The sequence below is a fragment of the Mycobacterium sp. NPDC003323 genome, from assembly GCF_053589535.1.
This window is the reverse complement of record NZ_JBSFSB010000012.1, coordinates 113,204-138,397: the sequence shown is the minus strand read 5'-3', so window position 1 is coordinate 138,397 and position 25,194 is coordinate 113,204. Positions and strand designations below refer to the sequence as shown.

23 protein-coding genes are annotated in these 25,194 nt (G+C 66.4%); 6 read left to right on the top strand and 17 right to left on the bottom strand.

Annotation, left to right across the window (positions count from 1 at the left end):
- Positions 1-218 precede the first annotated feature (218 nt).
- The 9 genes from ACWDUN_RS23150 to ACWDUN_RS23110 form a co-directional block, all read right to left on the bottom strand.
- Positions 219-4,934, bottom strand: coding sequence for a methyltransferase domain-containing protein (locus ACWDUN_RS23150; protein ID WP_449932346.1), 4,716 nt, complete (start codon positions 4,932-4,934; stop codon positions 219-221).
- A gap of 481 nt (positions 4,935-5,415) precedes the next feature.
- Complete coding sequence (locus ACWDUN_RS23145) at positions 5,416-6,732, bottom strand: AAA family ATPase (RefSeq protein ID WP_449932345.1); 1,317 nt, start codon at positions 6,730-6,732, stop codon at positions 5,416-5,418.
- The gene (locus ACWDUN_RS23140) at positions 6,716-7,948 is read right to left on the bottom strand and encodes a hypothetical protein (protein WP_449932344.1); all 1,233 of its coding nucleotides are present in this window, start codon (positions 7,946-7,948) and stop codon (positions 6,716-6,718) included. Before ACWDUN_RS23140 ends, ACWDUN_RS23145 begins: the two co-directional genes overlap by 17 nt.
- 190 nt (positions 7,949-8,138) lie before the next feature.
- Positions 8,139-9,386, bottom strand: coding sequence for a vWA domain-containing protein (locus ACWDUN_RS23135; RefSeq protein WP_449932343.1), 1,248 nt, complete (start codon positions 9,384-9,386; stop codon positions 8,139-8,141).
- Positions 9,383-10,489 (bottom strand): AAA family ATPase, encoded by a 1,107-nt coding sequence (locus ACWDUN_RS23130; protein WP_449932342.1) that lies wholly within the window; start codon positions 10,487-10,489, stop codon positions 9,383-9,385. The genes ACWDUN_RS23135 and ACWDUN_RS23130 overlap by 4 nt, the downstream gene beginning before the upstream one ends.
- Before the next feature lie 134 nt (positions 10,490-10,623).
- The gene (locus ACWDUN_RS23125) at positions 10,624-10,980 is read right to left on the bottom strand and encodes a hypothetical protein (RefSeq protein WP_011896157.1); all 357 of its coding nucleotides are present in this window, start codon (positions 10,978-10,980) and stop codon (positions 10,624-10,626) included.
- A 220-nt stretch (positions 10,981-11,200) separates the two neighbouring features.
- Complete coding sequence (locus tag ACWDUN_RS23120) at positions 11,201-12,094, bottom strand: hypothetical protein (RefSeq protein WP_449932341.1); 894 nt, start codon at positions 12,092-12,094, stop codon at positions 11,201-11,203.
- A gap of 156 nt (positions 12,095-12,250) precedes the next feature.
- Positions 12,251-12,802, bottom strand: coding sequence for a hypothetical protein (locus tag ACWDUN_RS23115; protein ID WP_449932340.1), 552 nt, complete (start codon positions 12,800-12,802; stop codon positions 12,251-12,253).
- Between the two features lie 345 nt (positions 12,803-13,147).
- Positions 13,148-15,085, bottom strand: a complete 1,938-nt coding sequence (locus tag ACWDUN_RS23110; RefSeq protein WP_449932339.1) for a hypothetical protein — start codon at positions 15,083-15,085, stop codon at positions 13,148-13,150.
- Between the two features lie 92 nt (positions 15,086-15,177).
- Between ACWDUN_RS23110 and ACWDUN_RS23105 the strand changes: the two genes are divergently transcribed.
- The gene (locus tag ACWDUN_RS23105) at positions 15,178-16,359 is read left to right on the top strand and encodes a hypothetical protein (protein WP_449932338.1); all 1,182 of its coding nucleotides are present in this window, start codon (positions 15,178-15,180) and stop codon (positions 16,357-16,359) included.
- Between the two features lie 124 nt (positions 16,360-16,483).
- Here the strand turns inward: ACWDUN_RS23105 and ACWDUN_RS23100 are convergent, their stop codons facing one another.
- The 3 genes from ACWDUN_RS23100 to ACWDUN_RS23090 are packed head-to-tail and all read right to left on the bottom strand — an operon-like array spanning position 16,484 to position 18,674.
- Positions 16,484-17,317, bottom strand: a complete 834-nt coding sequence (locus tag ACWDUN_RS23100; protein WP_449932337.1) for a phosphoadenosine phosphosulfate reductase domain-containing protein — start codon at positions 17,315-17,317, stop codon at positions 16,484-16,486.
- Positions 17,314-17,784, bottom strand: a complete 471-nt coding sequence (locus tag ACWDUN_RS23095) for a hypothetical protein (RefSeq protein ID WP_449932336.1) — start codon at positions 17,782-17,784, stop codon at positions 17,314-17,316. Before ACWDUN_RS23095 ends, ACWDUN_RS23100 begins: the two co-directional genes overlap by 4 nt.
- Positions 17,784-18,674: a hypothetical protein gene (locus tag ACWDUN_RS23090; protein WP_449932335.1), complete on the bottom strand. Its 891-nt coding sequence runs from the start codon at positions 18,672-18,674 to the stop codon at positions 17,784-17,786. Before ACWDUN_RS23090 ends, ACWDUN_RS23095 begins: the two co-directional genes overlap by 1 nt.
- 251 nt (positions 18,675-18,925) lie before the next feature.
- Here ACWDUN_RS23090 and ACWDUN_RS23085 point away from each other — a divergent pair, with 251 nt between their 5' ends.
- From ACWDUN_RS23085 to ACWDUN_RS23070, 4 genes are read left to right on the top strand one after another with little or no spacing between them, the layout of a single operon-like run.
- Positions 18,926-19,603, top strand: coding sequence for a hypothetical protein (locus ACWDUN_RS23085; RefSeq protein WP_449932334.1), 678 nt, complete (start codon positions 18,926-18,928; stop codon positions 19,601-19,603).
- Between the two features lie 21 nt (positions 19,604-19,624).
- Complete coding sequence (locus tag ACWDUN_RS23080; protein ID WP_449932333.1) at positions 19,625-20,050, top strand: hypothetical protein; 426 nt, start codon at positions 19,625-19,627, stop codon at positions 20,048-20,050.
- Positions 20,047-20,913, top strand: coding sequence for an RAMP superfamily CRISPR-associated protein (locus ACWDUN_RS23075; RefSeq protein WP_449932332.1), 867 nt, complete (start codon positions 20,047-20,049; stop codon positions 20,911-20,913). The genes ACWDUN_RS23080 and ACWDUN_RS23075 overlap by 4 nt, the downstream gene beginning before the upstream one ends.
- A gap of 5 nt (positions 20,914-20,918) precedes the next feature.
- Positions 20,919-21,632, top strand: coding sequence for a hypothetical protein (locus ACWDUN_RS23070; protein ID WP_449932331.1), 714 nt, complete (start codon positions 20,919-20,921; stop codon positions 21,630-21,632).
- Between the two features lie 128 nt (positions 21,633-21,760).
- Here the strand turns inward: ACWDUN_RS23070 and ACWDUN_RS23065 are convergent, their stop codons facing one another.
- The 4 genes from ACWDUN_RS23065 to ACWDUN_RS23050 all read right to left on the bottom strand — a co-directional run bounded on the left by ACWDUN_RS23065 (position 21,761) and on the right by ACWDUN_RS23050 (position 24,109).
- Entirely contained in the window at positions 21,761-21,955 is a 195-nt protein-coding gene (locus ACWDUN_RS23065; protein WP_449932330.1) for a hypothetical protein, read from the bottom strand.
- Positions 21,952-22,560 (bottom strand): hypothetical protein, encoded by a 609-nt coding sequence (locus ACWDUN_RS23060; protein WP_449932329.1) that lies wholly within the window; start codon positions 22,558-22,560, stop codon positions 21,952-21,954. The genes ACWDUN_RS23065 and ACWDUN_RS23060 overlap by 4 nt, the downstream gene beginning before the upstream one ends.
- A 10-nt stretch (positions 22,561-22,570) precedes the next feature.
- Positions 22,571-22,954 carry a hypothetical protein gene (locus ACWDUN_RS23055; protein WP_449932328.1) on the bottom strand — a complete coding sequence of 128 codons (384 nt, stop codon included), beginning with the start codon at positions 22,952-22,954 and terminating at the stop codon, positions 22,571-22,573.
- Between the two features lie 99 nt (positions 22,955-23,053).
- Positions 23,054-24,109 carry a DUF2637 domain-containing protein gene (locus ACWDUN_RS23050; protein WP_449932327.1) on the bottom strand — a complete coding sequence of 352 codons (1,056 nt, stop codon included), beginning with the start codon at positions 24,107-24,109 and terminating at the stop codon, positions 23,054-23,056.
- A gap of 238 nt (positions 24,110-24,347) precedes the next feature.
- On the opposite strand from ACWDUN_RS23050, the gene ACWDUN_RS23045 reads away from it, so the two are divergent.
- Positions 24,348-24,794, top strand: coding sequence for a helix-turn-helix transcriptional regulator (locus ACWDUN_RS23045; protein WP_449932326.1), 447 nt, complete (start codon positions 24,348-24,350; stop codon positions 24,792-24,794).
- Between the two features lie 55 nt (positions 24,795-24,849).
- Here the strand turns inward: ACWDUN_RS23045 and ACWDUN_RS23040 are convergent, their stop codons facing one another.
- Complete coding sequence (locus ACWDUN_RS23040) at positions 24,850-25,185, bottom strand: histone-like nucleoid-structuring protein Lsr2 (protein WP_449932325.1); 336 nt, start codon at positions 25,183-25,185, stop codon at positions 24,850-24,852.
- Positions 25,186-25,194: the final 9 nt, after the last annotated feature.

Genomic DNA, 25,194 nt, shown 5'->3' with positions numbered 1-25,194 from the left:
GCCCGATACGTCCAATTCTACTGTCGCCCACCGACAGAACCGTCCCCCCACCACCGCCTGCCGCCGCCGCCCCCCATTGGCGGTCTCCAAGTCGCTCCCTCCCCACCCCGTGCCGGGTGGGGAGGGAGCGAGGCGGGGCGGCCCGGTCGGTGGTAGCCTCGCCACCGGCGGCACCGTCCTGCATCACCCCTCGACGTCAGGACGGTGCCGCGGCTCGCTCACGCTGCGGTGTGCTGGCCCTCGGTGTCGGACAGTTCCGCTGCGATGGCCGCATTGACCTCAGCCAGTTCTGACCGGGCGGCGGCCAGATCGGCCGGCTCGGCCAGATCGGTTCCCGCGATCACAGTGCGGGCAGTGGCCGCCTGCTCGGCATACTCACCTCTGCGGGCGCGGGTCTCGCCGAGCTCGTCGTCAATGCCGCCGATCCACGCAGCGACCATGGCCTCCGACCAGGCTTTGACCGCGCCGGCTCCACGGCGCCAAACCCGGCCCGGTACCGCCTCGGCCCACAGAGTGCGATACTCGAACGACAGCACCAGCCGCCGACCCGGGTCGCTGTCCTCGATGCGTATCCGTACCCGGCCATCGCTCCAATCGCGCCCATATCCCGAGAAGACCCGGCCCGGCTCACTCTGAGTGCATGCCCGTTCGGCAACCACCGACAGATCGATCGCGGCCATACCCGAGCTGTGGGCGGCGAACTGCCCGAGCCTGTCGATCCGCTCGTCGGCGGCCTGCTGGCCGGCTTCTGCGCGGGCTGCCTGGCTCAGCAGGGTTTTCACGTTCTGCTGGACGGTGACGTGTGCCAGCCGCAACTTGCGGACCTTGGTGGCCAGTTCGTGCTGACGCAGCAGCAGATCATTGCCCGCCGCGGCGGCTTTGAGCTCCCCGAAGCTCAACGTGCCGTCACCGGACAGATCCTCGATCTCGCGAGCCTGACCGTCGACGCGGTAAAGCTGCTCGAATCCGCGGGCCTTGCGCTCGACGATGCCAAACATGTAGGCGTCGAAGGTGCCTTCGGTGACGTAGGAGTAGATGTCGACCACGTCGTGCTGATTACCGTTGCGCACCGCGCGGCCGTTGCGCTGCTCCCACGCCGCCGCGGTCCAGGTGGGGTCGACGTGGTGCAGCGAGTGCAGCCGGTTCTGGATGTTGGTCCCGATACCGACCTTCGGCGTCGACCCGATCAGGACCGCCACCCTGCCGTCTCGGCATCCGGCGAACAACGCCTCGCGTGCCTTGGGGGTCGTGGCTTCGTGAGCGAACCTGATCATGGCGGCAGACACCCCGCGTGCGATCAGGGCTTCGCGTAGCCGCCCGTAGCTCTGGGTATCACCCGGGCGTGGGGTCCCCAGATCGCAGAGCACCAGCTGGAATGCCCCCGGCGTCGCCGATCCCCGGTACACCAGGTCTCGGGTGGCGTGGTGGATCTCGGCGACTCGATCAGCGACAGCGCTCAGCTTCGGGGCGGTGTCGTTCCGGTGCTTTTCGGACAGGTCCCCACCCCTGTCGGCGGCGCTGTCGATGCCCACCAGGTGCGGGTCCAGGGCGACCTTGCGTCCATCACCACAGATCAGCAGCATGTTGTCGGCATCCGCGCTCACAACTCGTTTGCGCAGCGCATCAGCACGGGTCACCAGCGTGTCCATGAATGCCTGCTGCCGTGGTGTGGGTGTGGTGACCTCGGTGTGGCGGCGCACCTCCGGCCGTGCAAGCCCTACGCTGTCAGCGCGGACCATCGACATGAACTCCGCGAGCATCACCCGCAGCTCGGGCACGTTCTGGATCACCGAGGGCCGGCGCCGTGACCGGAATCCCGCCCCATCGGGGCTGGTTTCGATCAGCACCTCGTAGCGCACGAACTGCGCCGCCCAGGCGTCGAAGTGGCCCAGGCCGGTGCGGTCGAGCTGGTCAGGCGCCAACATCTGCTGCCACACGAAACCCTCGGCCAACGTGTTGGTAAACGGTGTGCCCGTCATCAAACACGCGTGTGGCCGGTCGGGATGGGCTCGCCGGAGCATGGCGATCTTCAAAAACAGGTCGAGTGCGCGTTTCGAGGACCCCAGTGAAAACCCCTCTGCGCGTGTCGTTACCGGCAGGCGCCGGAACTTGTCGGCCTCATCGACGATGAGATAGTCCAGACCCAGATGCGAAAACATGACCGCCTGCGGGTCGTTGTAGGCCGACCGCAGCCGCTCAATCTTGCCCTGCAGAGCCCGCACCGCGGCCGCGATTCGTTTGCCGGCGTGCCCCACGGTGCGCCCGTAGTTCTCCAGCTCGCCGAGCTGATCTTCAAGCCACTGCCGTTCCACACGGGCCGGGACCGGGATCGAGGAGAATGTCTCGTGGGTCATGATGACCAGATCCCAGTCCCCGGTCGCACATCGGGCCGCGAACCGCCGCCGCGCGTCACCGTGGAGATCGTTGCGGGTCACGATCAGGAACCGTCCCGCCGGCCACGCCTGGTATGCCTGCCGAGTTGCCTGTTCTATCAGATGATTTGGGACGATCAGCCCCACGCGGTTTACTATTCCGAACTGCCGCAATGTCATTGCTGTTGCTACCGCGGTCAGCGTCTTACCTAGACCGACCTCATGGGCACAGAACGCTGCCGGTGTTGAGACGGCCCGGTCCACGAAATCGCGCTGCCACGGCCATAGTTCGATGCCGTGCGCCAAGCTCTGGAACGTCAGATGCGAGCCGTCGTGGTGACGCAGCACTCGTGCGTTCATTGTGTCGTTGTAGGTCTCGACGATTCGACGCTCACGCTCGGCGCTCTCCCAGACCCACACCGAGAATCGTTCCTGGATCGCTGCGAGCTTCTGCTCGGCCGCTTCGGTCTGATCGGCGTTGCGCACCCGTCGCCGCGTCCGCGACTCTGAGTCATACACCTCATCCCACACCACCGGAGCGGCGCCGTTGAGACCGATCTGCAGCAGCTCGAAGCCGTCCATCCTCTCGGTGCAGTAGTCGATCTGGGCCTGCGCCGCCATTGACCGCCGGCTGCCCTCCACGTCCCAAGCCGCCAGCGGAGCTATGTGTTCGACCCGAGCGCGAGCACCGAACACCTCACGGCAGAAGTCCGCGACGTCGCCGGCACCCACCCATGGCGATCCCAACTCGATGCGGATCTCGTCGCGGCCCAGCCATGCCGGCTGCACCGCCTCCAGGGCGGTGACGTTGCGCTCATAGCGGCTATCGGCCGCCGCGGCGGCCAGCGCCTCCCGCAACTTGCTGCGTACGTCACCAGATAGGTAGTCGCGGGCGAGCACCGGCCGACCGGTGTTCGGCTCGCGGTAGACCAGATCCCCGAGCAGGTCGAACGCGCGCTCAGCGTCGGTGAGGCCCAGTAGTGCGGCCACCCGGTCAAGGTCCAGTCCGCGTCCCTCACCCAGGCACACCGACAACGCCTCCCCAGGTGTGTCGGCGCTGGTCACCGGCTGCGGTCGTTTGTTGACCCGACGCGTCAGGATCGGCGCCGGCTCAGCCTCTCCGCTGTCCTGGTCGAACACCTCCAATGCGAACACCAGCGCCGCATCGGGGTCCCGGCGGAATCCCGACAGCGTGGCAGCGCGCCACCCCAGGCGCGGCATCCCTGTTTCGGGATCCGGCTTGCCGGTGGTGGCCACGCCACGGTTGAGCGCCCCGAACCTCTCCACGTACTGCGCGTAGGCCAGGGCGCACTGCGCGCGACACGGCTCTAGCACGTCATCAGGGGTGTCCCAGTCCGCCTCAGCCTCGATCAGCGCCACCGCCGCGTCGCGTAAGCCGATCAGCGCGCGCAGCTCAGCAGTAGGCCGTTTCACCGGCTCCAGCGCTCCGTCGACAACCTGGACCACCTGAGCGTCGACGAGATGAAACGATCCCTCTTTGCGGCCCTGATCGTCGGTCAGCCGCACCTCGCCGAGGTCGTCGACGGCATCGCTGTCGACGCCGTAGGCGACCAGGCGGGGAGCCACCGCCGCGAACGCCGCCTCTACCGCCGCCGCGGGGTCCTGGGCATGCACCCTCAACGGCTGGCGGTCGAACCCGGTCAGGGCCATCCGGCCGGCCACCAGATCAGGGTGCGCCGCCCAAAAGGCGCTGACCCGCTCCCGGCACAGCCGCCCGGATACCGTCTGCTCCAGAGTCACCGCGCCCGCACCATCGCCGGCCGACCATCCCAGCTGCTCGTCGTCACCGTCGCGCACCCGCAGCACCAACACGTCGGCGACCACATCAGTGCCCACGGCCCCGAAGTAGCCCGACGGCAGCCGCACCGCCGCCAATAGGTCCGCCCGTGCGCCGATCGCACTCGACAGCGCGCGGGCACCATCGAGCGTGTGCCGCGACGTCACCACCACGACATAGCCGCCGGGCCGCACCGCGTCGACGGCACGGCGGATGAAGTACTCGTGCAACGGGCCGTAGAAGCTACACGCGCCGTCATGCACCCGCGCTGATGAGAACGGAACATTGCCGACCGCCGCATCAAAACGACGGTGCGGCAGCGACACTCGCTGAAGCTCCCCAGTGACGATCGTGGCTCCGGGATGCAGTGCCCGGGCAATCGCCCCCGACAGCGGATCGGCTTCGACACCGGTGTAGGCAATCGGCAAGTCCTGCGGGGCATGCTCTAGGAACGCCCCCGAACCACACCCGAGATCGAGCACCGAACCCCCGTCAAACCCGGCCGCACACAGCACCCCGTAAATGTGCGCCACCAACGCCGCCGGGGTGAAGTAAGACGTATCGACAACCCGGGCCGCCGCCCCCACGGCCTCGCCGGCGATCTCGTCGAGCTCGTCGGCGATCTCGGCCCACACCCCTTCGGGCTGCGCATCGAACACCTTCGCCACCGGCCCCCACCCCGGGAACGCAGCCAGCACCGCTCGCTGCCGGTCGTCGGGAACGCCCCCGTCGAGGTCGCGTACCACACCGGCGGCAGCAACCACCCGTCGCGCCAGACTTACTGGCCCCTCGCCACGGACTCGCAACGGACTAGCCAGAGAAACCACAGACATTCGACACTCCCCTTCGTGGGATCAGCGGGCCCGCCCACACGCGTGCCCGTCACAAAAGAGTATGCCGGAAGCCACCGACAAGACCGCCGCAGTTACCCCCCAACTGTCGAGATGCAGCGAAGATGGACAAGAATCGCCGGCCTACATTGACAACTTCTCGGCATGTATCCCGCAGTTGTCAAACTTCGTTGCATGGCGACTTCTGTTCGCAAAACTAAGGTTTCGATCCCTAGCGGCTCCCAACACCACGTTGTTAAACAATCCCGCACCGGTTGTCAATCTTCGCTGCATCTCGTCACCGACGACGACCCCTCATTGCGCTAACAGCATTCGTCTATCCCTCCCCACCCCTGTGCCGGGTGGGGAGGGATAGACACCTCCCGTGGCCTTCGGCCAGAAGTGAGCCACTTGGCTAGAGCGCAGTCAATAGACCGCGCGCCGCCACGACCTCGGAGTCATCCCCCGCGCGGGCAAGCACAGCCTCGGTAGCCGAATCCACACACAAAGTCAGGTGCGCACGATGGCGCGTCATCGTCACACACATCCTGCCCGCGTCCAACGCAAACGGCTCAGCGCTGCGATATCCCGCCATGGGATGCAGGGCCACCACCGCTGGCCGCTCCATGCCCTGCAACGCATTGACCGTACCCACCAACACCTCTGGAAGATCGGAAAGCAACGCCCGAACCGCACCGGCCTGCGCGACATGGGGAACCGCCACGGCGATATCACCTTCCGACAACGCCACCCGCCCCCCATCGCACCGGTAGTCGAACGTCAGCAACTCCCGCACCCGATCCACCAGTGCAGCCAGCAGCGCCGGATCAGTCGGGCCATGTCTGGTATTGACGCGACGACACTCCAACTCCGGTAACACGGTCCCGTCACTGGCGACCACCGACTCGTCTGGCCGCCGTGAGGTGAAGGGCATCTGCGGGTAGAAGTGCTCCGATACCAGGGCGCATGTCTGCGGCCCCAGCCGCCACGAGTTCGTCAACCGATGCACACTGATCGCCTCACCATGGGCGGCCAACAACGCAGCCGGGGCAGGCTGGTGCGGTCCACTCAACTGGCCGTCCCAGCGCGCCGTCGAGCCAGTCACCACCGGGTCCACCTGGCCGGGATCACCCACGCACACAACCTGCCGCGCAAGCGCCCCCAGCGCCCCCACATCGGAATACGTTGCCTGCCATGCTTCGTCCACCAAAAGGATGTCTCCCCCGACCAGAGCCGGATCGACGTAAAGCAACCGGGCGGTCGTCCCGATCAGAATCTGCCCACCTGTCGAGCGGTCCCACCGCACCTGGTGTCCAGCCACGGTGCGCACCCCCTCAACCGCTCGCCCCGCCCGCTGCCCACCACTCTTGACGATGAGTGCGGCACGGTCACTGACCGCCGTGATCCGCCGCCCCAACTCACTGGCCTGCTCACGCGTCTGCGCAGCCACCAACACCCGCAATCCAACCCGATGGGCCAGCGCACCGGCCAACAACGCGATCAGCCGACTCTTACCCGACCCTGGGCAGGCTGGCACGCAGATGCCTGCCTCTCCACTCCACGCAGCCATCAGCACCCGCGCCAGCATCGGAGAGTTCAACAGTTCACGCCCCGGCCATTCCTGCTGCACCACAACAGGTTTCTCAGCAGCAGGTGGGCGCGCCTGTTCGCGCGAATCAGCCGGCACCGCACCAGCGCGCGCACCCACAAACGACTCAGGCAGTCGACGCATCGCCACCCTCCCCTCTCAAGGCCTCATCATCGGCAGCGGCGATCATCACGGCCAGCGGCACCGCACGGCGCGCGCTCGTAGGTGTCGTGCCCTGCGACAGCCACGAGAACCGACGCCGGTACAACCGTGCCACCGCCGCACGCCTTGACCGGATGGTCGACGGCGACGGCGGGGCAGGGATCACTGTCACCCGCTCTGCGGCCACCGGACGATACCCCGATTTTCGTAGCCCCCCGATGGTCACTTTCAACGCCCCGCCGACCACCTCCGTAGCCAACACGTCCCCTCCGAAACGGTCCCCGACGCCGGGCGTCGGCGCCATCGGCTCACCCGGCCAACCGATTACAGCGGCACCGGGGCGCAACCGGGTATCGAGCCGATCAGCGCGCACCGTGACGCGTCCCGCCTGCGGCCCCGCCCCGACCACGACCTCCCCGCGACAGACGAACCCGCCATGAACGCCCCGCGCTCGCCACAGCGGGTCACCTAACAACGCCGCCTCGAACAGATCGGTCGCATCGCAGCGGCTCGCCAGCCGCGCCGCCGCCACATGCAGTGTCTCGACGCGGTCCCAGCTGCGCCCAGCATTCAACGTCTCCTGCACCTTCCCCAGATGCCAGTCGTCGTCCTCGCGGATCTGTTCCAACCCCGCGAGCAGGTCTCCGCCGGTCACGGCCCGATGCCACACGTGCAGTCCAGCCACACCGGTCGGGACCGCCAGCGCTGCCCGCCACCGGCCCGCATGATCAGCACCGGGCACCACTCCAAGCATGAACCGCTGCCGAGACACGCCCAGTACGTCGGTCACTGCCGAGGTGCCGGGATGGGCGGCACGTTCGGCCCACCACCCGGCCAGCGCCGAACCCGCTGCCGCCTCCGCACTGGCCAATGCTGGGTCAGCGTGACGAGCCGCCAGCTCGCCCAGCACACGCAGCGTGGCAGCAGAGTCGACCACTGCAGTCGCCCCGCCGCCCAGATCACCGCCCGCGCATCCGCTCGCTCGTGCCACCGCAGCGAGCCCCTCGGGACCGTAGCCGCTGTGTCTGTGCCCATCAGACCCCACCGCCTGCACATGCACCACCGATCCGCGCCGCCGAACGCCCACAGCGACCCGCGTCTCCCGCATCGGTGCCGGATTGTGCAACAGCCGGGGCACCGGCACCCCGGCATCACGCGCAGCCACCCGCACCGCCAGGTCGAATAACACCGCACTCACCCCGCACCACCACAGCCAGAGTCGCTTGTTGCACGCCCCCGCCGCGCAGCGGCGAATCCATCGGCTAGAGCCAGCGTCGCCGGATCGTCACCGCCACGCTCGGTGACCTGTCGAACGCTGCCCTGATCCCAGCCAGTACCGGCGAGCACCGCATCGACCCACTGCCCGAAATCGCCCACACCCCGCCCAGTCATGCCGCGACCCGCACTGTTTTGGCCCAGGCGGGCGCGGTGTCACTGGCGCGCGCCCCAATCAGGGCCACGACCAACGGCACCGGCAATTTCCTTGCGGGCCAGGGCGTCCCGCCATCGGTCATGCACACAATGACGTTGGCGGCTGGCCGAGCCGCCAATGCCGCATCAATCCCGACCCGCAGATCGGTCCCTCCGCCGCCGGTCAACTCGACCTCGCTGATCGAGCGGACCTGCCGTGCCGCCGTGGCCTTGGCATCACAGCACAGCACCCGCACCGTGGCCGTCGTGCGCCGCAGCACCGCCCGCGTCTCCGACAACGCTGCCGCCAGGTCAGCCGACCCCATCGACCCCGACGTGTCGATCACCAGATCAACCGCGATCTTCGGAGCCCGCAACGTCGGCAGCAGTACACCGCCGGGTGCGCGCCGGTTGGGTCGACGCCACGAGTGGTGTACCTGACCCTGCTGATCCTCGACGGCTCGGCGCACCGCCGCGCGCAGCACTTTGGGCCACGGCACCACCGCAGGAGCCAGCTGCGCGTCGGCCCACCGGGTCAGGCCCGCTGGCATCGTGCCCCGGCCTGACCCGCCAATCTGGGACTCGCGCAGCACCGCCCGAGCGACGGCCACCTTCACCAGCTCAGCGGCAGCGCCAGACAATCCCGCACCGTTGCCGAGGTCCGCAGCAGCGGGCAGTTCCCCGGCCACCGCACGATCCCCGGCCCCGGACCCGCAACCCTCGCCAACCTCCTCGTCGCCGCCATCCGTGTTGATCGCCTTCGGCGGCGACCCCTCGGGCACCAGATGCCGGTAATACACCTCGGCGGCGTGGCCGTCCTCGCAGCCGATTCCCTGCGGTGTGACAGCCCCCTCGGGCAGGTCCACACCCGCCGCGATGAGGTCGTCGTTGATTTCAGCGTCAGCCGCGTAGTTCCACATGGTCCGGTCCACTAGCGGATCAATTGCCTCGGCACGGTCGCTGTGGTCGCGCAGCAAGTGCCCGATTTCATGCAGCAACACGGCCCCGGCGACCGGTATCGACCATCCCTCATCGGTGCCCAACATCACCGGATCGATGTAAACGCGCCAATGTCGGTCCACCGCAAATGTATTCAGTCCCGGCGCAGCAACCGGCGAGAGTGCGAACAGCGCCCGCGCGAAGTAGGGCATCGCCTCGACAGCCACCATGCGCGCCAGCCGAAACCGCCGCCATTCCTCGGCGCTGAGCGCCCGCACCTCGCTCACGCCGCGCTCCCGGTATCCAAGCCAGCGGCGATCATGACATCACGAAACCGCCGCGCCGACGCCGGAGGGCGAGCACCGGCAGGCATCGCCACGCTCAGATCACGTGCCGCCGCCCCCGCTACGTCCGGTGCACCGTGGGTCGCGGCCTCGACCAACGGACCCCACGCGGTGTTCCATGCGTCTCTGGTGCCCTTGGCCGCAGCCCAGGCCACTACACCGGACAGCACCGCCCACACCTGGTCCGGACGCGCCGAACCCCACGCAACGATGCTGGGATCTGCGATCACCTCCGCGACAGCAGGCAAATCCATGCTGGCACGCCATTCCAGGAACTCACTGCCCGCACCGTCACCAACCAAACCGAGCGCAACCGTGCTGATCGCCGCCAGGTCGTCACGGCGCAGGTGCGCAAGCACCCTCGCCATCGCCTCCCAGGACCGCCGCGACGGCCACGCTCGCCCAGCAGCTTCATCGGTGTCGGGATAGCAGTGCAGCTGCCCTGGGCGCGCCTCGATATACGCGCACACCGCCCCCACTTCCTCGGCCTTGCGCAGGGGATCAGCGGCAACCGCACGCGACGCGGGCAGCGACGAGAACGCCGAACGCATACCGGTTAGCCATTCCTCGGCAGTCGGCGCGAAATCCACGTGCAGGAAACGATTTGCCATCGGTGGCGTCAGGTCGACGCCCCCAGCACTGCGATCCGGCGGATTGGCCGCAGCAACAATACGCACCTCATCAGGCAACTTCGTGCGCCCCACCACACGCTCCAACGCCACCGTCAGCATCGCCGCCTGCACCGAAGGAGAGCAAGTGGAAATCTCATCGAGCAACAGATACCCGCCGTTGGCGTCAACCAGAGTCTTGGCCCAGTCAGGCAGCGCCAACGTCTGAACCGCACCATCGGTGACGACCGGCCATCCCGCGATATCGACAGGCTCGCGCTGAGACCCGATCACCGTCTCCACGGGCACGCCATCAGCAGCGGCCAACGCTCTGACAACCGAGGACTTCCCAGTGCCGGGGTCGCTCCACAGCAGCACCGGAACATGTGCCCGCGCCGCCGCATCGATCACTGTGACAGTGGTGTCAAGATCACTCATAGCAGAGTCCCTCCGAGTGGAATCCTGGGCCAGCCCAACGCGTGCCCAACTACCTGCATACTACCTGGCATCTCCGACATAAACAGCCCGCGCTGCAACCACTTTCGCAGCAATCCGCAGTTCCGGCGGCGATCCTAGAGGATGCCGCGCACCTCGCAGTAGTGGTCATACTCCGACCGTGACACAGCCGCATCCCAGTCAACGCCGAGTGCATCGCACAGGTGGCGCAAATCCCCCAGCAGGTCTGTCAACGCCACCCCGATATCCTCATTTAGCTTCGCACCACCGAGATGCTGCGCGTAAGCCACCAGGCCACGCGCAGCCCATCCGGCACGGATATCGTTGTCGCGCTTCGGGTCACAATCAAGACTATCCAACAGTGACCGCTTCGGCTGACCCGCAATCAACACCGCCAACGACTCCACCGACTCCGCAGGCACACTGCCCGCATTGAACAGCGGCCCATCACCAGTACCGGCATACAGATGCATCAGCGTTCGCCCCTCCCTGGGCTTCTGGGCTCGCCCCAACGGCGTGCCTTCACAACGGGTATCCTACTGCGCTACACCGACATTCATAGGTACGCAGCGCGCACCCTCTCACTGCAACGAGCGATGGCCAACCGACAACACGACGACGACGACACGGCGAATCCGACTGAAGGGGCCGATCACTCCCCACCCCTGTGCCGGGTGGGGAGTGATCGGCAGGTTAAGAACTGTGATCGGCAGAATGGTCAGCGTCGCCGCGGTACTCATCCACGTCGACGACGACCCTGACCGATATCCCGGCAGCTTCCAACTCGCCGGCCAGTCGCGCCGCACACACCGCGTGAACCAGACACGGATACGGAACACCATCGCGCCGGGTGCGCGCCCTCGGGTAGTTCCGCTCGAACAGATCCTGATCGTCGAGCATCACGATCTCACGTACCGAGTCGCTGTCGACCCATTCCAGCTCTGTGGCGGTAGAGGCGATGAAGTCGTCGATGGCCTGCAACTCAGCGATCAGACCAGCCTGGGGCGGCTTGGCCCCTCTTTCGGCGTTGTAGTAGGACTTCTCACCGATCCTGAACAGGGTTGACGCTTGATTCTTGCCCAGACCTACTGCCAGACGCCGAGCCGCCAGGTCAAAGCGCCGCGCCCCGCGGTGCACCTCGACGTCCCGGCCGGCGCGGCTAAGAGCGCCGGCAGCCCGGCCCACCGCGACATGCTGAAGAACGAGCGGGTAAGGATCTCGGTGAAGCGTTGTCACCGCATCGGGTCGACCGTCTATGAAGGCAGCGTGCTCAGTTGCGGCTTGCAACACTACGGCGCCGGCGACAGGGGCCGCTGCGACCAGCGTGGCAGCTTCACAGGCAACGAACGCCTCCATCTTGATCAGCTCACCGACCAGGTGCGGGCCGACCTCGCGCGCCCCGCTCTCGCGAGAGCGGTACTTGCCCGGCTCAATCCGCAGCAAGGCTGACAGATCGTTGGCGGACAGACCCAGGGCAGTCCGACGCGCCACCAGGTCCGACCACAGGTACGGTGCCACTTCGATACTGATATTGGCCCCTTGTTCGATGAAGGCTGTCAGCAACGGATCTGCCAATCCCACGCTCATGGTCCGGTCTCCCTCTATGGAGCGCTGGGCCTCGCCCCTGATGGGCCTGCCCCCTCCTTTCAGGGTACCCCTGCCCGTCTCTGATCTCGGCTGGACGCCCCAGCTTGGCTCGACTTCCGCCACCGGTCACTTCGAACGGGCCGCGCAACGCCCTGGTCAGCCGCCACGAGCCACGATGAGGAACGAAGCGGAGTTGGACACCGGAGCGCCGCCGTCGGGCGGGGCCACGGTGACGGTGACCTGGTAGGAGCCTGGCTCCATGATTTCCACGCGGCTGTTTGGGCTCCCCGAACAGTCGCTGCTGCGCCGAAACTGCGGGAACCCAGATGCCGACGAGACGATTTCGGCGCTCACGGTGCAGTCCCCGCTGCCGACCTTTCCGCCGGGTCCTTGCGACGTCCAATCGAAGGTCATTAGCGGCGGGTTGATGCTGGACGGGTACGACGGCAACTCATAGGTGTTCTGGCCGATCTTGGTGAGGATTCCGTTGCCTATCCGCGGAACCACGCTCACCGACAGTATGGCCGGCTGCGCCGCCACCGGTGGCGGCGCGACCGGTGACGGCGCGGCAACGGTGGGGAGATCCCCGCCGCTGCCGCTTCCGGGGCTCGGATTGGAGGGAAGACCTGTATCGGGGATGCTGACGCTGCCATCGGCCGAGGTGGCGGGCGGCCGCGATACCATCGAGGTAGGCGGCGGAGTCAACATGACTGTGCTGCTCGGCATCGAACCGCCACCGCTGACCTCGGGAGGAGCTTGGCAAGCCTTCAGCGCGGCCGGGATTCCGACCACAGCCGCGACAGCTGCGATGACGGTCGCAACGACGCCGGTCCTACTCCAGTTTTGATCAGTCCCCCCACCCATGCCAGGATCCTGCCACAGGCCCCGGGAGCCGGCGGCCGCAAGCCCTCATCGAGCGAGACGCATGAGCCGCGCACGGCGACCGCGCAGCACGCATGCCGGCCGCGGACTCAGCGTCGCTGCGCATTCACCGATCCGAGGGCGGTTTCACTCCTCCTCATTTCCAAGCGGCAGCTATCGGCCGGCATTGGTCTAGCCAGCGTCGAGTAGCAGACTCATCACTTTGGCGCTGTTCTTTATGATGTGGTGGCTCAGGGGTAAGAACGGGAATCCCGAGCTAAGCAAGTACAGCTGCAGTGATGCCATTCCGTATTTCGAAGCCTTCGCGCGCCAGTTCGCGATCAGCTCCATCATGTTGGGATTGTTGCCCCACGTCGCCCCGGCATCGGCCATCCCTTCCAGAAGTTGGAGGTCGGATATCGGCACGATGCCCGGCGCGTACACCTGCGGGGAGAGGTGTTTGAAGACCTTGTGGCCGCGCACATTGATGTCGAACTGGGTGAGAAGGCCGTTGACGACGCCGGCGTCAGGCACGACGACGAGTGGGGCGTACATCGTCGTCGTGCCGACCTTCTCGTCGCCCCAGCCGCCATGTGTCCTCACGAGGTCGATGGTCGAGAGCAGCTGCCCGAACTTCCCCTCGCTCGCGTCGGCGAAGATCTGCTCGATCTCATCGCTGTACTCATCCCAGGTCGCCAACCCCTGCGCCGCCTTGTCTTTGACCGCGTGATTCGTCGCATCGATCACGACGCAGTGCTCTTTGCCGAAGATCATCCAGTCACATACTGACGGCGTGTCTTTCGTTGTCCACGCGGCCTGCATCTCGTGTTCATCGACGATCGTGGTCAGGTGAGGACACTTGTCGAAGATCCGGTGCAAGATCCCCCCGACGAAGACCTCAAACGCGTCACAAATGGCTGTCTTGAACCGATTTCTCAGGCTTGCGGTGCTGAAGCTGGCCCACGCTTCAAAGTAGAGCTGCGATCCGCACAGTCGGTCGATCACCCATTGACGGCGCAGCAGAACGAAGGTGTCGTCGTTCACGGCCAGGAACGGAAATCTGGTGAGCGTGTAGCGCTGGTTGCCGATTGCACCCCTTTTGCGATCCCCTTTCAGTTCGTCTCTGTACGGCTCCAACGACCTCGCCATGGTGGCGAATAGCAGGTCAATTGCGCTGGCCGCGGCACCATCGGCGAGCAGCTCCTGGCGCGTGAACCGTACCTGTGCGGTACCGCTGTTACGCTTGATGATTCGGGCGCCCAGGCGCATCACTTCGAGCAGTTCGACACCGGTGGCGATCTTGAAGGCTTCTGCTGGGGTTTCCCCCAAGCCCTTGGTGTTTGATCTCGGCGCCCACTCGGTGAACCACAAGTCGTAGGTGTTGGACAACGCGATTTCGTACTTGAGTGGCTGGTTGAATAGCGAGGAGGCAATCTCCTTTTGGATGTGCGGCCGGGCGAACTCGTGGGTCTCTTCGAGACCCATTTTCGGCAATTTCCTTTGTAGCCTCGCGATTTCGTCGTCAGTGGGTACGTCACCTGCGAACTCCGGGTCAGATTCCTGTTCGGAGAGAATCGACAACAGCAGGTGCACCAGACTGTTTCGATCAATGGGCGGTGCTGCCGGATCCGGCGATGCGCACTCAATGATCTCGCGCTGCAGCTGAGCGGTCGCCCGAGGGGCGACAAGACGGTCGTTATAGATGATCGCGCGATTGAGGGCTGCCTCGCACACGCCGCCACTGCCCCCGCCGGCAAGGAAGTCGCGCTCAACGACGTCAACGCGCTGCGTAGTGGTGTAGGCCAAGTCCCACTGCCCCTGGAGACGGGAGACAGTTTCGAGCACGTCGTAGAGACCGACGCCGGCAAGCACAGCGCACCTCTCATCGACGCTCAGCGGCGTGCATCCCACACGTCCGGCGACCATCAGCTGGCCCTGTGCGCCCAGGACGCCCATCAGCTGCGAAATCGGGTCGCCGTTGCCCCCGCCGCTGCCACCCGGTGGAGTCGCCCAAGGCGGTATCGAGCCGGCGCGACCTGCCCCACCCGCCGTGGTGCTCGGGCTCCCCTTGCTGCCGTCGCGCTCGCGCTTCGCGGCGCGCTCTCGCCGGATTCTCGCCCCTTTGCCCATACGCCCTCCCTTAGCAGGGAATACACGATATTGCTGACATCGGCGCAGCGCTGTGATTCAGTGGACACACCCACAGGACCTGGGGGGTTTGGATGGGGGAAGATCCGCGCGACGACGCAACTGCACCGAGCGGTCAGCCCGCGCCACACGAGGGCCACGTCGAAAATGACGCTATTCAGTCCGGGGAACAGTCGGCTGCCGCCGATTCGGTAACAGAAACACCCGAGTACGGCGGCGCTGCGGACGCCGGAACCCCCCGCGGCCGCCACATCATCGATACGCTCCGCCCCATCATGGCGTTGGCTCGCAAATCCACAATTACGCTTGTCATATTGATTCTCGTGCCCATTTTCACAGCATTTGTCGGCGGCGTTCTCGGCGGCATTATTGTATGGCGCTTCACCTACAGCCAGGAACGGGCCGACCAGGCCCAAGACGAGACGGACAAACGCGAGCAGGCTGCTGAACAGGAAAGAATTCGGGAAAGCAATCCGCTGGACATCCGCGTCTCCAGCCCTCTTGTGAACATTCCCGGAATGTATGAATTCGCCCTCGTTGTCACCGACCCAGACCGGTTAGAACTCGGTCCGGAACCGCCGCTCGACCAGAGCTGTCCGCAGCTCTGGTCGAAGGGGACCCAGGCTGGCGGAAAACCGCCGACGTGGAACCGCTACAACGTGACCGTCAGTGGAAACGTACCCAGTACCGTGGCAATTGTCGGGCTACGCGCCACGATCACGAAACGCGCGGATCCCGAGAACGGGGCGCTGCTCATGTGCATGCCCATCCAGATGGGCACCGGCGCCCAGCAGGGCCCGAAACTAACGTTCGATCTGACAAGTTCAGAAGAGGCCGAGGCGGTGGTCACCACAGGAACTGGCGGCCCCGCCCAGCAATTTCATGACGGCTTTCAACTCCACGTCCCGCAGAACGATGCCACCAACTTCACCATAGAGGCGCGACTACCCGACGCCAGTGTTGAGTGGCATGTCGAAGCAGACATCGTTTTCGGCGACACGGCTCGGACGATAGTCATCAATGACACCGCAAATAAAACTGATTTCAGCAGTCCGGGCCTACTCCCCACAGGGAACTACGAGGAACTGATCCTTGGCTGGGGCGGAGTGATTCCGGGTACATGGTCACGTGGCAACAGCGTGGCCGACTTGGAATCCCTTCTCGGACGGGAGGTTGTGCTCCCGAACCCGGCAACCGATCCTGAGGTGTTCGCGCCGCCCCAACCGGGAAGCCAGACCACCAATCCGCCGGGGTAGTCGCACCATCAGCTTCGACGAGGGCAGCACAAGCGCCCGGTTGCCGCTCCTGATGCAGCCGCGAACCACCCACCAAACGATGATCAGGGGTGGCGGCGACCGCGGGTCGGCGTCGGCGCCGTGGCTACACCCATTCACGCAGCCGCGGTAGGGCCATGGCCAGCCGGTCGAACAGTTCGGGCCATCCTTTTTGCAGCCAGGCGATGTGGCCGTTGGACAGCTGGGAGGCGTCGATGATCGAGTCGACTCGGATCCGGTCTACCGGGGCGCCGAGGGCGGAGAGTTTGCTGTAAAGAGGGTTGGGGGCGATCCCGCGGCCGGCGAGGTATTCGAAGACGTGGCTGGGTTGCCAGTCCCAGATCGGCCCAAGGGTGACTGTTCCGTCCTTTCGGCGCACCTCACCCCCCTGCTCGGCGCGGATCTTTTCCCGCGATCGCGCGGTCCGGGATGCGGTGTACGCGGCGAGCTGGCTGCTGTAGAGGGTGCGCCGCGCCGGCGATTCTTGTGCGCGCACACCCCACATCGAGCCTTGACCGAAGTGTTGGTGAGCGAGTGCGGCAGGTCGGGCGATCATCACTTCCGCCAGCGGACCGCCCAGCCCACGGTCTGGGGCCTGGTGGTCGAACCCGCCGCCGGCGATCAGAAGGGTCAACAGATCCGGCTCGGCCGGGATCACATGGAGGTTCAGCTTCCATGTGTCAGCGAGATCTCCGATATAGCTGAGGGTTTCGGGGAACTGCAGACCGCTGTCGTAGAACACGACCGGGACATTGGGGTCGACCCGGCGCGCCAGGTCGACCACCACGGTGGAGTCCTTGCCTCCACTCCAGGCGACAAACCCGTCGTAGGTTTCGAGGTGCTCGGCGATGCGTTCGAGTAGCTGCGGGATCCGGCCGGGCCCGCGCCGGCGGGCCGCGATGCGCCGCAGCTGCTCCAGGTCGAGCGGGTCAGCGCTCACGCACGCCGCTCCTGGCTGGCCGCGCGACGTGTCGCAGGCGCGGTCGGGGACTGCTCAGCCAGCTCGATGTGGGTGCCGCGGGGAAACAATGCCCGCAGGTAGTTCTCCACCAGCGTGGCTGCCCCGCTCCCGTCGTGTCGCGATTCGGCTGCCACGGTGCCATCCCAGTACACCCACTGACCACCGCGTTTGAACCCGAACGGGGCCAAGGTGTCCTCGTTAATGTGGCGGCGCACGAAACTGCGGGCGGCGCCGGTAACAAAAGACCAACTCTCGCCGGCGAAGGTGACGCTGCCGTCCTCGTCGGCCACGTCAGCCAGTGAGCTCGGTAAAACGACCCGCGCCAGACAGCTCTCCTGGGGTAGCCGCCGGCCGCGGCCTCGCGCAGCCCGGTAGTGGCCGTTGCGGCCCGCCTTGTTAGGGCCGGTCTCGGATCTATTGGGGTGCACCAACCACTGCTCGGCCATCACCGCTCCCTCAGTTGAATAACGATTCGTTCACCGAAACCCGCTGTTTCGCCTGCCTTTTCGTAGGGCGCGTACTCGACTGAGGCCACTTCGAATTGCATACCCCGCGGCAGCAGGTGGGTGGTGTCCTCGACACTGTCGGATCGACCGAAGTACATACCGCGGCTCGTCACGACCTCAAACACCAGATGTCGGTCACTGTCATGTCCGGGCGTCTCGTGCAGGTTGTGCCTTGTCACCGTGAACTGGTCAAAGTCGACGACTGAGCCGCGGCGCAGGTTCGCCGGCACGTCACGCAGCCGTCGCACATCAGGGTGAGTATCGGGAAGCTGCACGGCCACATAAACGCGGTGGGTTCGGTCATTCTCCCGTTCGTAGGCCTGGACCAACCGATCTAAACGCTGTACCACAACGCGATCGGCGTCATCCAGACGCTGCACATCACCGGCGGCCAGATGCAGCGCCCGATTCACGCGCCGCCACTGCGCGGGGTCTTCCTCGCTCAGCAAGGTACGGACCGCGCGATGCTGTGAGGCCGGCGCACGATCGAGGACCCGGTTCTTCACCACCGAGCGCAGCTTGCGCTGCCGGCCACTGAGGGCTTCACGAAACTCGTCGAGGGCGGGAAGCTCCGCGCGGAGCCGATCGGATTCGACTGAACTGACATCGCGCGGTGTCGCCCGGTCACGATCCCGCGCCGCACGGGTCTGCGAGGAGTCGCCATCACGGGCCTCGTCGATAATCCGGTTTGCCAGCCGCAAGAAGTCGCGATCGCTCATTACATCGGCAGCCACTTCCCGGGCAGCCTTGATCTCGCGCTCGGAGACGGTGCCGCCTTCGATGTCAACGACCAACGGCTCACGGTTGGGTCGAGCGGTCTTGGCGCCCACGAGCTCAGAACCACCGCCGGCCAGGCCGGCTACCGGGAGACCGCCCGCTCGATGACACGCTCACACAGCAAGTCTAGAAATCCGAGGCAAGAGGACCATGCAGGTCGCCGGGGAGGGGCGGCCCCCAGCGTGTCGCTGCACCCAGGGGCCGCCGGGAGACGATCACTCCCAATCCCAGTGTGCGTTTAGTGCCCGCCACGCTAGCAGCACAACGACGATCACCCGGCCAGGAGCCGTACCCTGGGGCGGCGATGCTCTCCGACCCCGCTGCGGCCGCCTGGATCGCCGCCGGCCGCCCTGCCGGCGACATCCCGACATCCCAGGACGCCCCATGCGGGCGGTGCGGAGACCCGTGCCCCACAGTGCCCAGCTCGCGCGTCGTGCGTGAGAAATTCACCGACCTCGACAGCTGGCCCTACGGGACACGCCGGCTGTGCCCCGCCTGCGCCTGGATCTACACCCGGCCACCCACCACCCAGAACAGCCTCCACATCGCGACCGCCACTGCCCCGGGCACCGTCTATGAGCATCCACAGCCGCACACCCTCGCCGGCCTGCTCACAGCCCCCGACGGCCTCCCCCACACCGACGCCGTCATCGTGGTCGTCGCCAAACGCCGCCACCTGCTACCGACCGCGCAATGGGCGCACCTGGCCACCGACGGCCTGGTCCTTCGATGGGACCACGCCTACGCCGCCCGATTGGCCGAGCTGTGCTGGCTACGCAGCACCCTCGGCGCCACCTGGCCGCAACTGACACGTCCAGCACCACCAACCCAGCTCCTCAAGTCTCAACCAGCCGATACCTGGACGAAAATCTTGACCGCATGGGAACGGCTCCAGCCGTGGCGAAGCACCCCACCGCTGTGGGCTGCCGCGCGCGTCCTGACCAGGACACCACCACAGTCGCCTTCACCGCCGCGACTCTGACCACCGGCTACTGTGACGCCCATGCCGGAGGCCCAAACACCCACTCGCACCTGGCAAGCACTCGCCCCCGAGCTACCGCCGTTGCCCGGACCCGCCGACACTGCCGAACGCCTGCTGCTTCTGCTGCACTACGGAATCGACTGGGACACCAGCTGGGTAGCCGAACCCCGCCGCCGCAAGACCTACTGGGATGAGGCCCTGCCCGGACGTGTGCGCCGTGCCGCCTACCGCGCCGACACCCTCGACCGGTGGTGGTCAGATGTCTCCGGAACACTGGGCGCGCCCGCCCCTCGCCAACGCGATCGCCGCCTGGAACTGGCGACGCTACTCGGCCAACCCTCGATCCCCGTGATCGACGAGCTGCGCCACAAACTGCCCGCCCGCATCCTGCGGGTCCGGATTATCGCCGAGGCCGTCGCCGAACAACGCAACGCGGACCGCCCATGACCGCACTGAGCACCATCCGCTGGGACATCGACATCGTGGCGCTGTCGTCCATCGTTCACCGCGAGGACTACAGCTCGGTGGGAACAGACAACTTTGCGCTGTTCCGACGCGAGAAGATCCTCTCCGCTGACGGCACCATGACTGAGGTCCCCATCGTGTCCGGGTCCAGCTTCCGCGGGGTCCTGCGCCGCATCGGCGAACAACACACCGCCGCGATCCTCGACTACGAGAGCACCCTGCCCGTCCCGGCGGCCCACCTGCTCACCAACGGCGGCCGCCTCGCCAAATCGGCCCGACCCCTGACAGATGAAGGTGAACGCCAACTGAAAACCTTGCTCCCGCTCATCGCAGTATTCGGTGGTGCCGCATCTGGGCGCATCATGTCCGGGCTGCTCACCGTCGGCAAGGTCCTGCCCGAGATCGCCGAACTCGCCCACATCCTGCCGCGGCCCCCACACAGCGACCCAGCGCCACCGGCGGTGCTCAGCGTCGCCGAAGAGCCGTTCACCCACCTCGCCGACCACCGCCCCAACACACATCAACCTCCCACCCAAGACACCGACGAGACCAGCCCCCTGGGCCGCTACTACGTCGAGACCCTGCCTGCCGGCACACGCCTGCAGAGCTGGATTCAGCTCACCAACGCCACCGACAACGAGATCAGCTTCCTTGCCACCGTCCTCGACACCTTCACCACCCGCGGACACCTCGGCGGCCGCATCGCCAGCGGCCACGGCCAGATCCGCGCCACAGCCACACCCACCACGTTGCGCGGCACCGTCCCCGACCCCCTGCCCGACTGGGCCGACGCGCTACGCACGCACCGCGATCAAGCCATCAGCGCCCTCACGGCCTTGACCTAACACCGATGCGTCCCCTGCTGATCACCGCAACGACCCCCCACGGCGTCGTCCTCGCACGCCCATGGGGCATCGCACTCGACGGCCTGCTCGCCTCGGTGCTGTGGCACCGGCGCAAAGCCGACGCCCGCTGCGCCGGCCAGCAGCTGACCTACCACCCCGACGCCGCACCGGCCGACGTCGAGCTTCCGCTGGCCCGATGTGGAACCCCCGGCCAAGACGCTGACTGGCACTGGATGGCCACATTCTGCGACCTACACCCCCATCAACCCACAGAGCCCGATATCCGTTGGCGCACAATGCGCACTGATAGATCCCGCCTCCAGCACCTCGCGCCCACCATCGGATCCCAAGCCGTCTCCGACAGCGCTGGCCGATACCAGCGCCGCGTCATCCCCGTGATGGCCCATCCTGCGTCCTCGCTGACGTGGCGTGCTGTGGGCGACCCCGATGCGATCGCAGACCTGACCGCAGACCTGACCTCCATTGGCAAACACCGCGCCGTTGGCGAAGGTTTCGTCTCACGCTGGGAGATCAGCGATCTCGCCGATGTCACCGAGTGGGATGCCGGCCATCAGCACGAGCCTGGGGTCCTTGGCCGAATATGCCCACAGCGGTGCGTCAACGACGCCACACTGACCGGATCTCTGGGTACCGCCGCAGTCAGACCCCCATACATCCATCCGGGAAACCGAACCACCGCCTACTATCCAGCGCGATAGCCAGGCAGACCGTCCCGCCACTCATCAGCACACGCCGCGCCGAGGTTCCGCCCCCGGCTCGGATCTTGCAGAACGTGCGAGCCAGGCATGTTTCCTGCTATGCCGGTAACGCGTTGCGCACAACGGACTTAACGTCTCGTCGCAGATTGCCGGATCTCATGCTCCACCGCGTCGAAATCAATCCCCTTTACCTCGCAGAACACCCTAGCCACGACCAACCCGGCGTCTTGGTACTGGCGTTTCATCCAGATCGCCGTCTGCACCAGCTTGCGCGCGAGCTCTTCGTCGCCTGCGGGCGGGCCACTCGACAGCTTGCCGCTCATTTCAGGACCACCATTGGACTTACGCTGCGCACGGTGTCGAGGACGAGTCTCCACGCGGCCAGGCGGTCGCGCCACGCCGTTTCGCTGCGTTGACAGCCGTCGTAGTAGGCGGGGTCCTGTTCGCCTTCCATATAGCTCTCGTGCATTCCGTCCGGCCGGAGGCCGTGCGGCGGGATCCACCACCGCCATCCGCGGGCGTGGGGGTCGCCGCGCCCAGCGGCGAGCTCCTGCAGGCGGGCGGTGACCTCAGGGTGTGCGTTGCGGAAGGCGCGCAGCTCGACCCATGGAATGCACCAGCGTGGTCGGTGCCGCCAACCGCCCGCTGCCGCCCAGGAGTCGCCGGCTTCGAATCGGAGGCCGTCTCGCCAAATCGCCCAGGCCCAGCCGGGCGATCCATCAGGACTGCGACGGTAGCTGGCCTTGCACTCGCCGTGGTCGAGTCGCGATTCGGTGGCATCGGTGTGGATCCACCACGCCAATAGGTCTGGCCACGGTGTCTCGACGAGGAACGCAGCAGCTTGCATCGCCGCGCTGTCTCGGGCTGCAGCATCTGCAAGCTCGGCGGCTTCGATCTCGCCGAACAGATCGAGCTGGACAACGGTCACGACGGCCCCACTAGCCTCGGCCGGCGGCGACGTCGTAGGAGCCGTCGTCGGTGTAGTCGGTGGGATCGAGATCCCACGCTTGGTCGTTGAGGAGGTCGATCACGTGGTCGTGTTCGCAGTCGGGACAGCGGAACGCGGCGAGGTGGGCCACCAGGTGGCGCCCATTGGACAGCTGAGCCCGGCGAATCGCGCGGACCATGCCTGGTTCGGTCCAGACCCGGCCGAGATTCATATGGGGGTCTCGGTGGCTTCCGCAGCGCACGCATTTTGGGCGGCGCGGCGGGGGCGGGCAGATGATGATGTCCGCGGTGTCCGACCAGCTGCCCCATTCGACAGGCAGACCGTCCCACCGTGGCGGCAAATCGTGCTGGCGCGGCCACAGGTCAAGCTCCACGGCGCAGCCTCCGGGCCAGGTGCGCGTCTGCGGCCCAGATGTCGCGTGTTTGCGTGTCCGGGGAAGTGCCGGTGGTGGGCCGCTGGGGTTGGGGCCTGTTCATGCCCGGGCTCCGACTTCGGCGCCGTCGAGCAGCCGCCGGGCCGCCTCGATGATGGATCTCACGGTGCTGTGGTGCAGTTCGGTCTGGCGGGCGATCACAGTGAAGGGCAGCTTTTGGTCCCACAATGCGAGGACCTGCGCCGTCTGGTCCACTGACTTCTGTGTTGCCCCGTCTCGAACGAGGGTTGTGGCGACCTGCATCCACCCGGTCGATACCTCAGGGGCTGTAGTCGCAGCGCTGGGCGCAGTTGCGGGCTCGACCGTGTCGATAGCCGCGGCGGCCCGCCGGTCCGCTCGCGGGTCGGGGTCGGCGGCGTCGGCACTGATCGGGTCGAGGGCCGGCGCGACGACGGGTTCTTCGAGGTCGAGCGTGGGGGTTTTTCGCTGCCCGTTGCGGGGGGCGGGGCTCACGACACCCTCTCTGACGGGGGTGTCGTGAGCCTCCGCGATGGATGCCTCCGCGGTGGGGGTGTCCGCGGAGGCGTCGGCGGCGGGGGTGCGTCGTGAAACGAAGGCTGAGATGCGCAGCATGGTAGCGGCTCCGTGCACGGTGGCCAGAAGACTCAGGGGAGCGACCGCGGCGATGCAGGCCGCCAACCAGGGCCACAGCGCTGTGTCGGGCGGGAGGTAGCCGTGCAGGGCGTTGCCGCCGACACTGATGATCGCCGAGATCGCCAGCACTGCCCAGAAGTAGCGTCGGTGGGCACGGCTACCAACCCCCGCCGGGCCCAGGACGATGACGGCGACGGTGGCCAGGACGATCGTGAGGTCGACGATGACGGGCCACAGTTTGGCCAGCTCGGCCGGATAGCCGGATCGCTGGGCCAGATCGGCCAGGGAGGCGAAACTGAGCACGAAGCTCGCGGCGGCGACGACCGCGGTGATCAGGACTGCGACGATGCACGCGATACGCACTGCGGTCGGTGAGATTCGCAGCTCATGCTCGGGTGCACCAGGCCCCAGCTCCGGGGTGTCACACTCATGGGCGTCCGCCGGAATGCCTTTGGCGGCTGCCTCTTTCGCGTCGTGGCCGTTGCGGCGGTGGTCTTCCATGATTACTAACCGTTGTCGGTGGCCATCCTGTTTTCAAGACCACCTGCGGCAGGCCCTGAGGCGGATGGCCAGGTCGTGAGGATGCCCTCGGCGGGGCCTGGCGCGTCGATGCCGCTCTTCCCGCCGAGGTTTCAGCGCCGTGTTACGTGTTAAGACAGTTGTCTATGACAGCACAGTTGACCATTCGGATATCTCGTCAGTGAATCTATCTAGCTATGACCGCCAATGGAGCCCACGTATGACCAGGCGAGTCCTGCGCGGGTTCAATGCGCAAAGGTTCGCCGAAGTGCGGCGGGACCACCAGTTCACCGTGTCTGATCTTGCGCGGCTCGCCGATGTCGGCCAGTCGACGGTCCATTCCTGGGAAGCAGGCCGCGGCACACCTCAGGTCGACCTCCTCGCCCGTGTCATGGCCATCCTCGACGCCCCGATCGAGCTGGTCGTGACCGTGCCGGTTGACGAGCGGTTTCCCGGTGACTGGCGCGTCATCCGCGGACTCACCCAACCGCAACTAGCCGCCGCAGCCGGTATTGCCACCACCACGCTACGAGGGATCGAACGCGCCGACATTGGGCTCACCGACGCCACCGCGACCAAACTGGCGGCGCTGCTGGGCGTATCCACAGAGGACTACCAGCAGGCCTATCAGCGGGCCCGCAAACGCCCTCCCGGAACCACCGCCTGACCAGGCCGCAACCAACGTCGACCACTTCGCCCATTTCGCTGCGGCAGCCCCACCGTCACTCGGTATCGCGGGACTGGCTTCGGAATTCATCGTAGGCGCGGATCGTGGCCCTAGGCAGCCGGCCTCGCGCGGGAACCTCGTGGCCGTGGTCGCGGGCCCACTGGCGAATCAGAGTGGAATCCGACCTCCCCCGGGCGGTGCCGGCGCGTTCCTTAGCCGGGCCGCCGACGCGCCGGCCCCGCCGCATGTAGGGCTTCAACGCTTCACGCAGGGGTCGGTCATCGACCAGGTCGATCTCGTAGTCCACACCGTCCAGCCCGAACTGAGTGGTCCTGGCCCCGGGCTCGTCGGTGATGTCGTCGACGAGTTCGACGATTACCTTCTTAGCCATCGTGGGTGT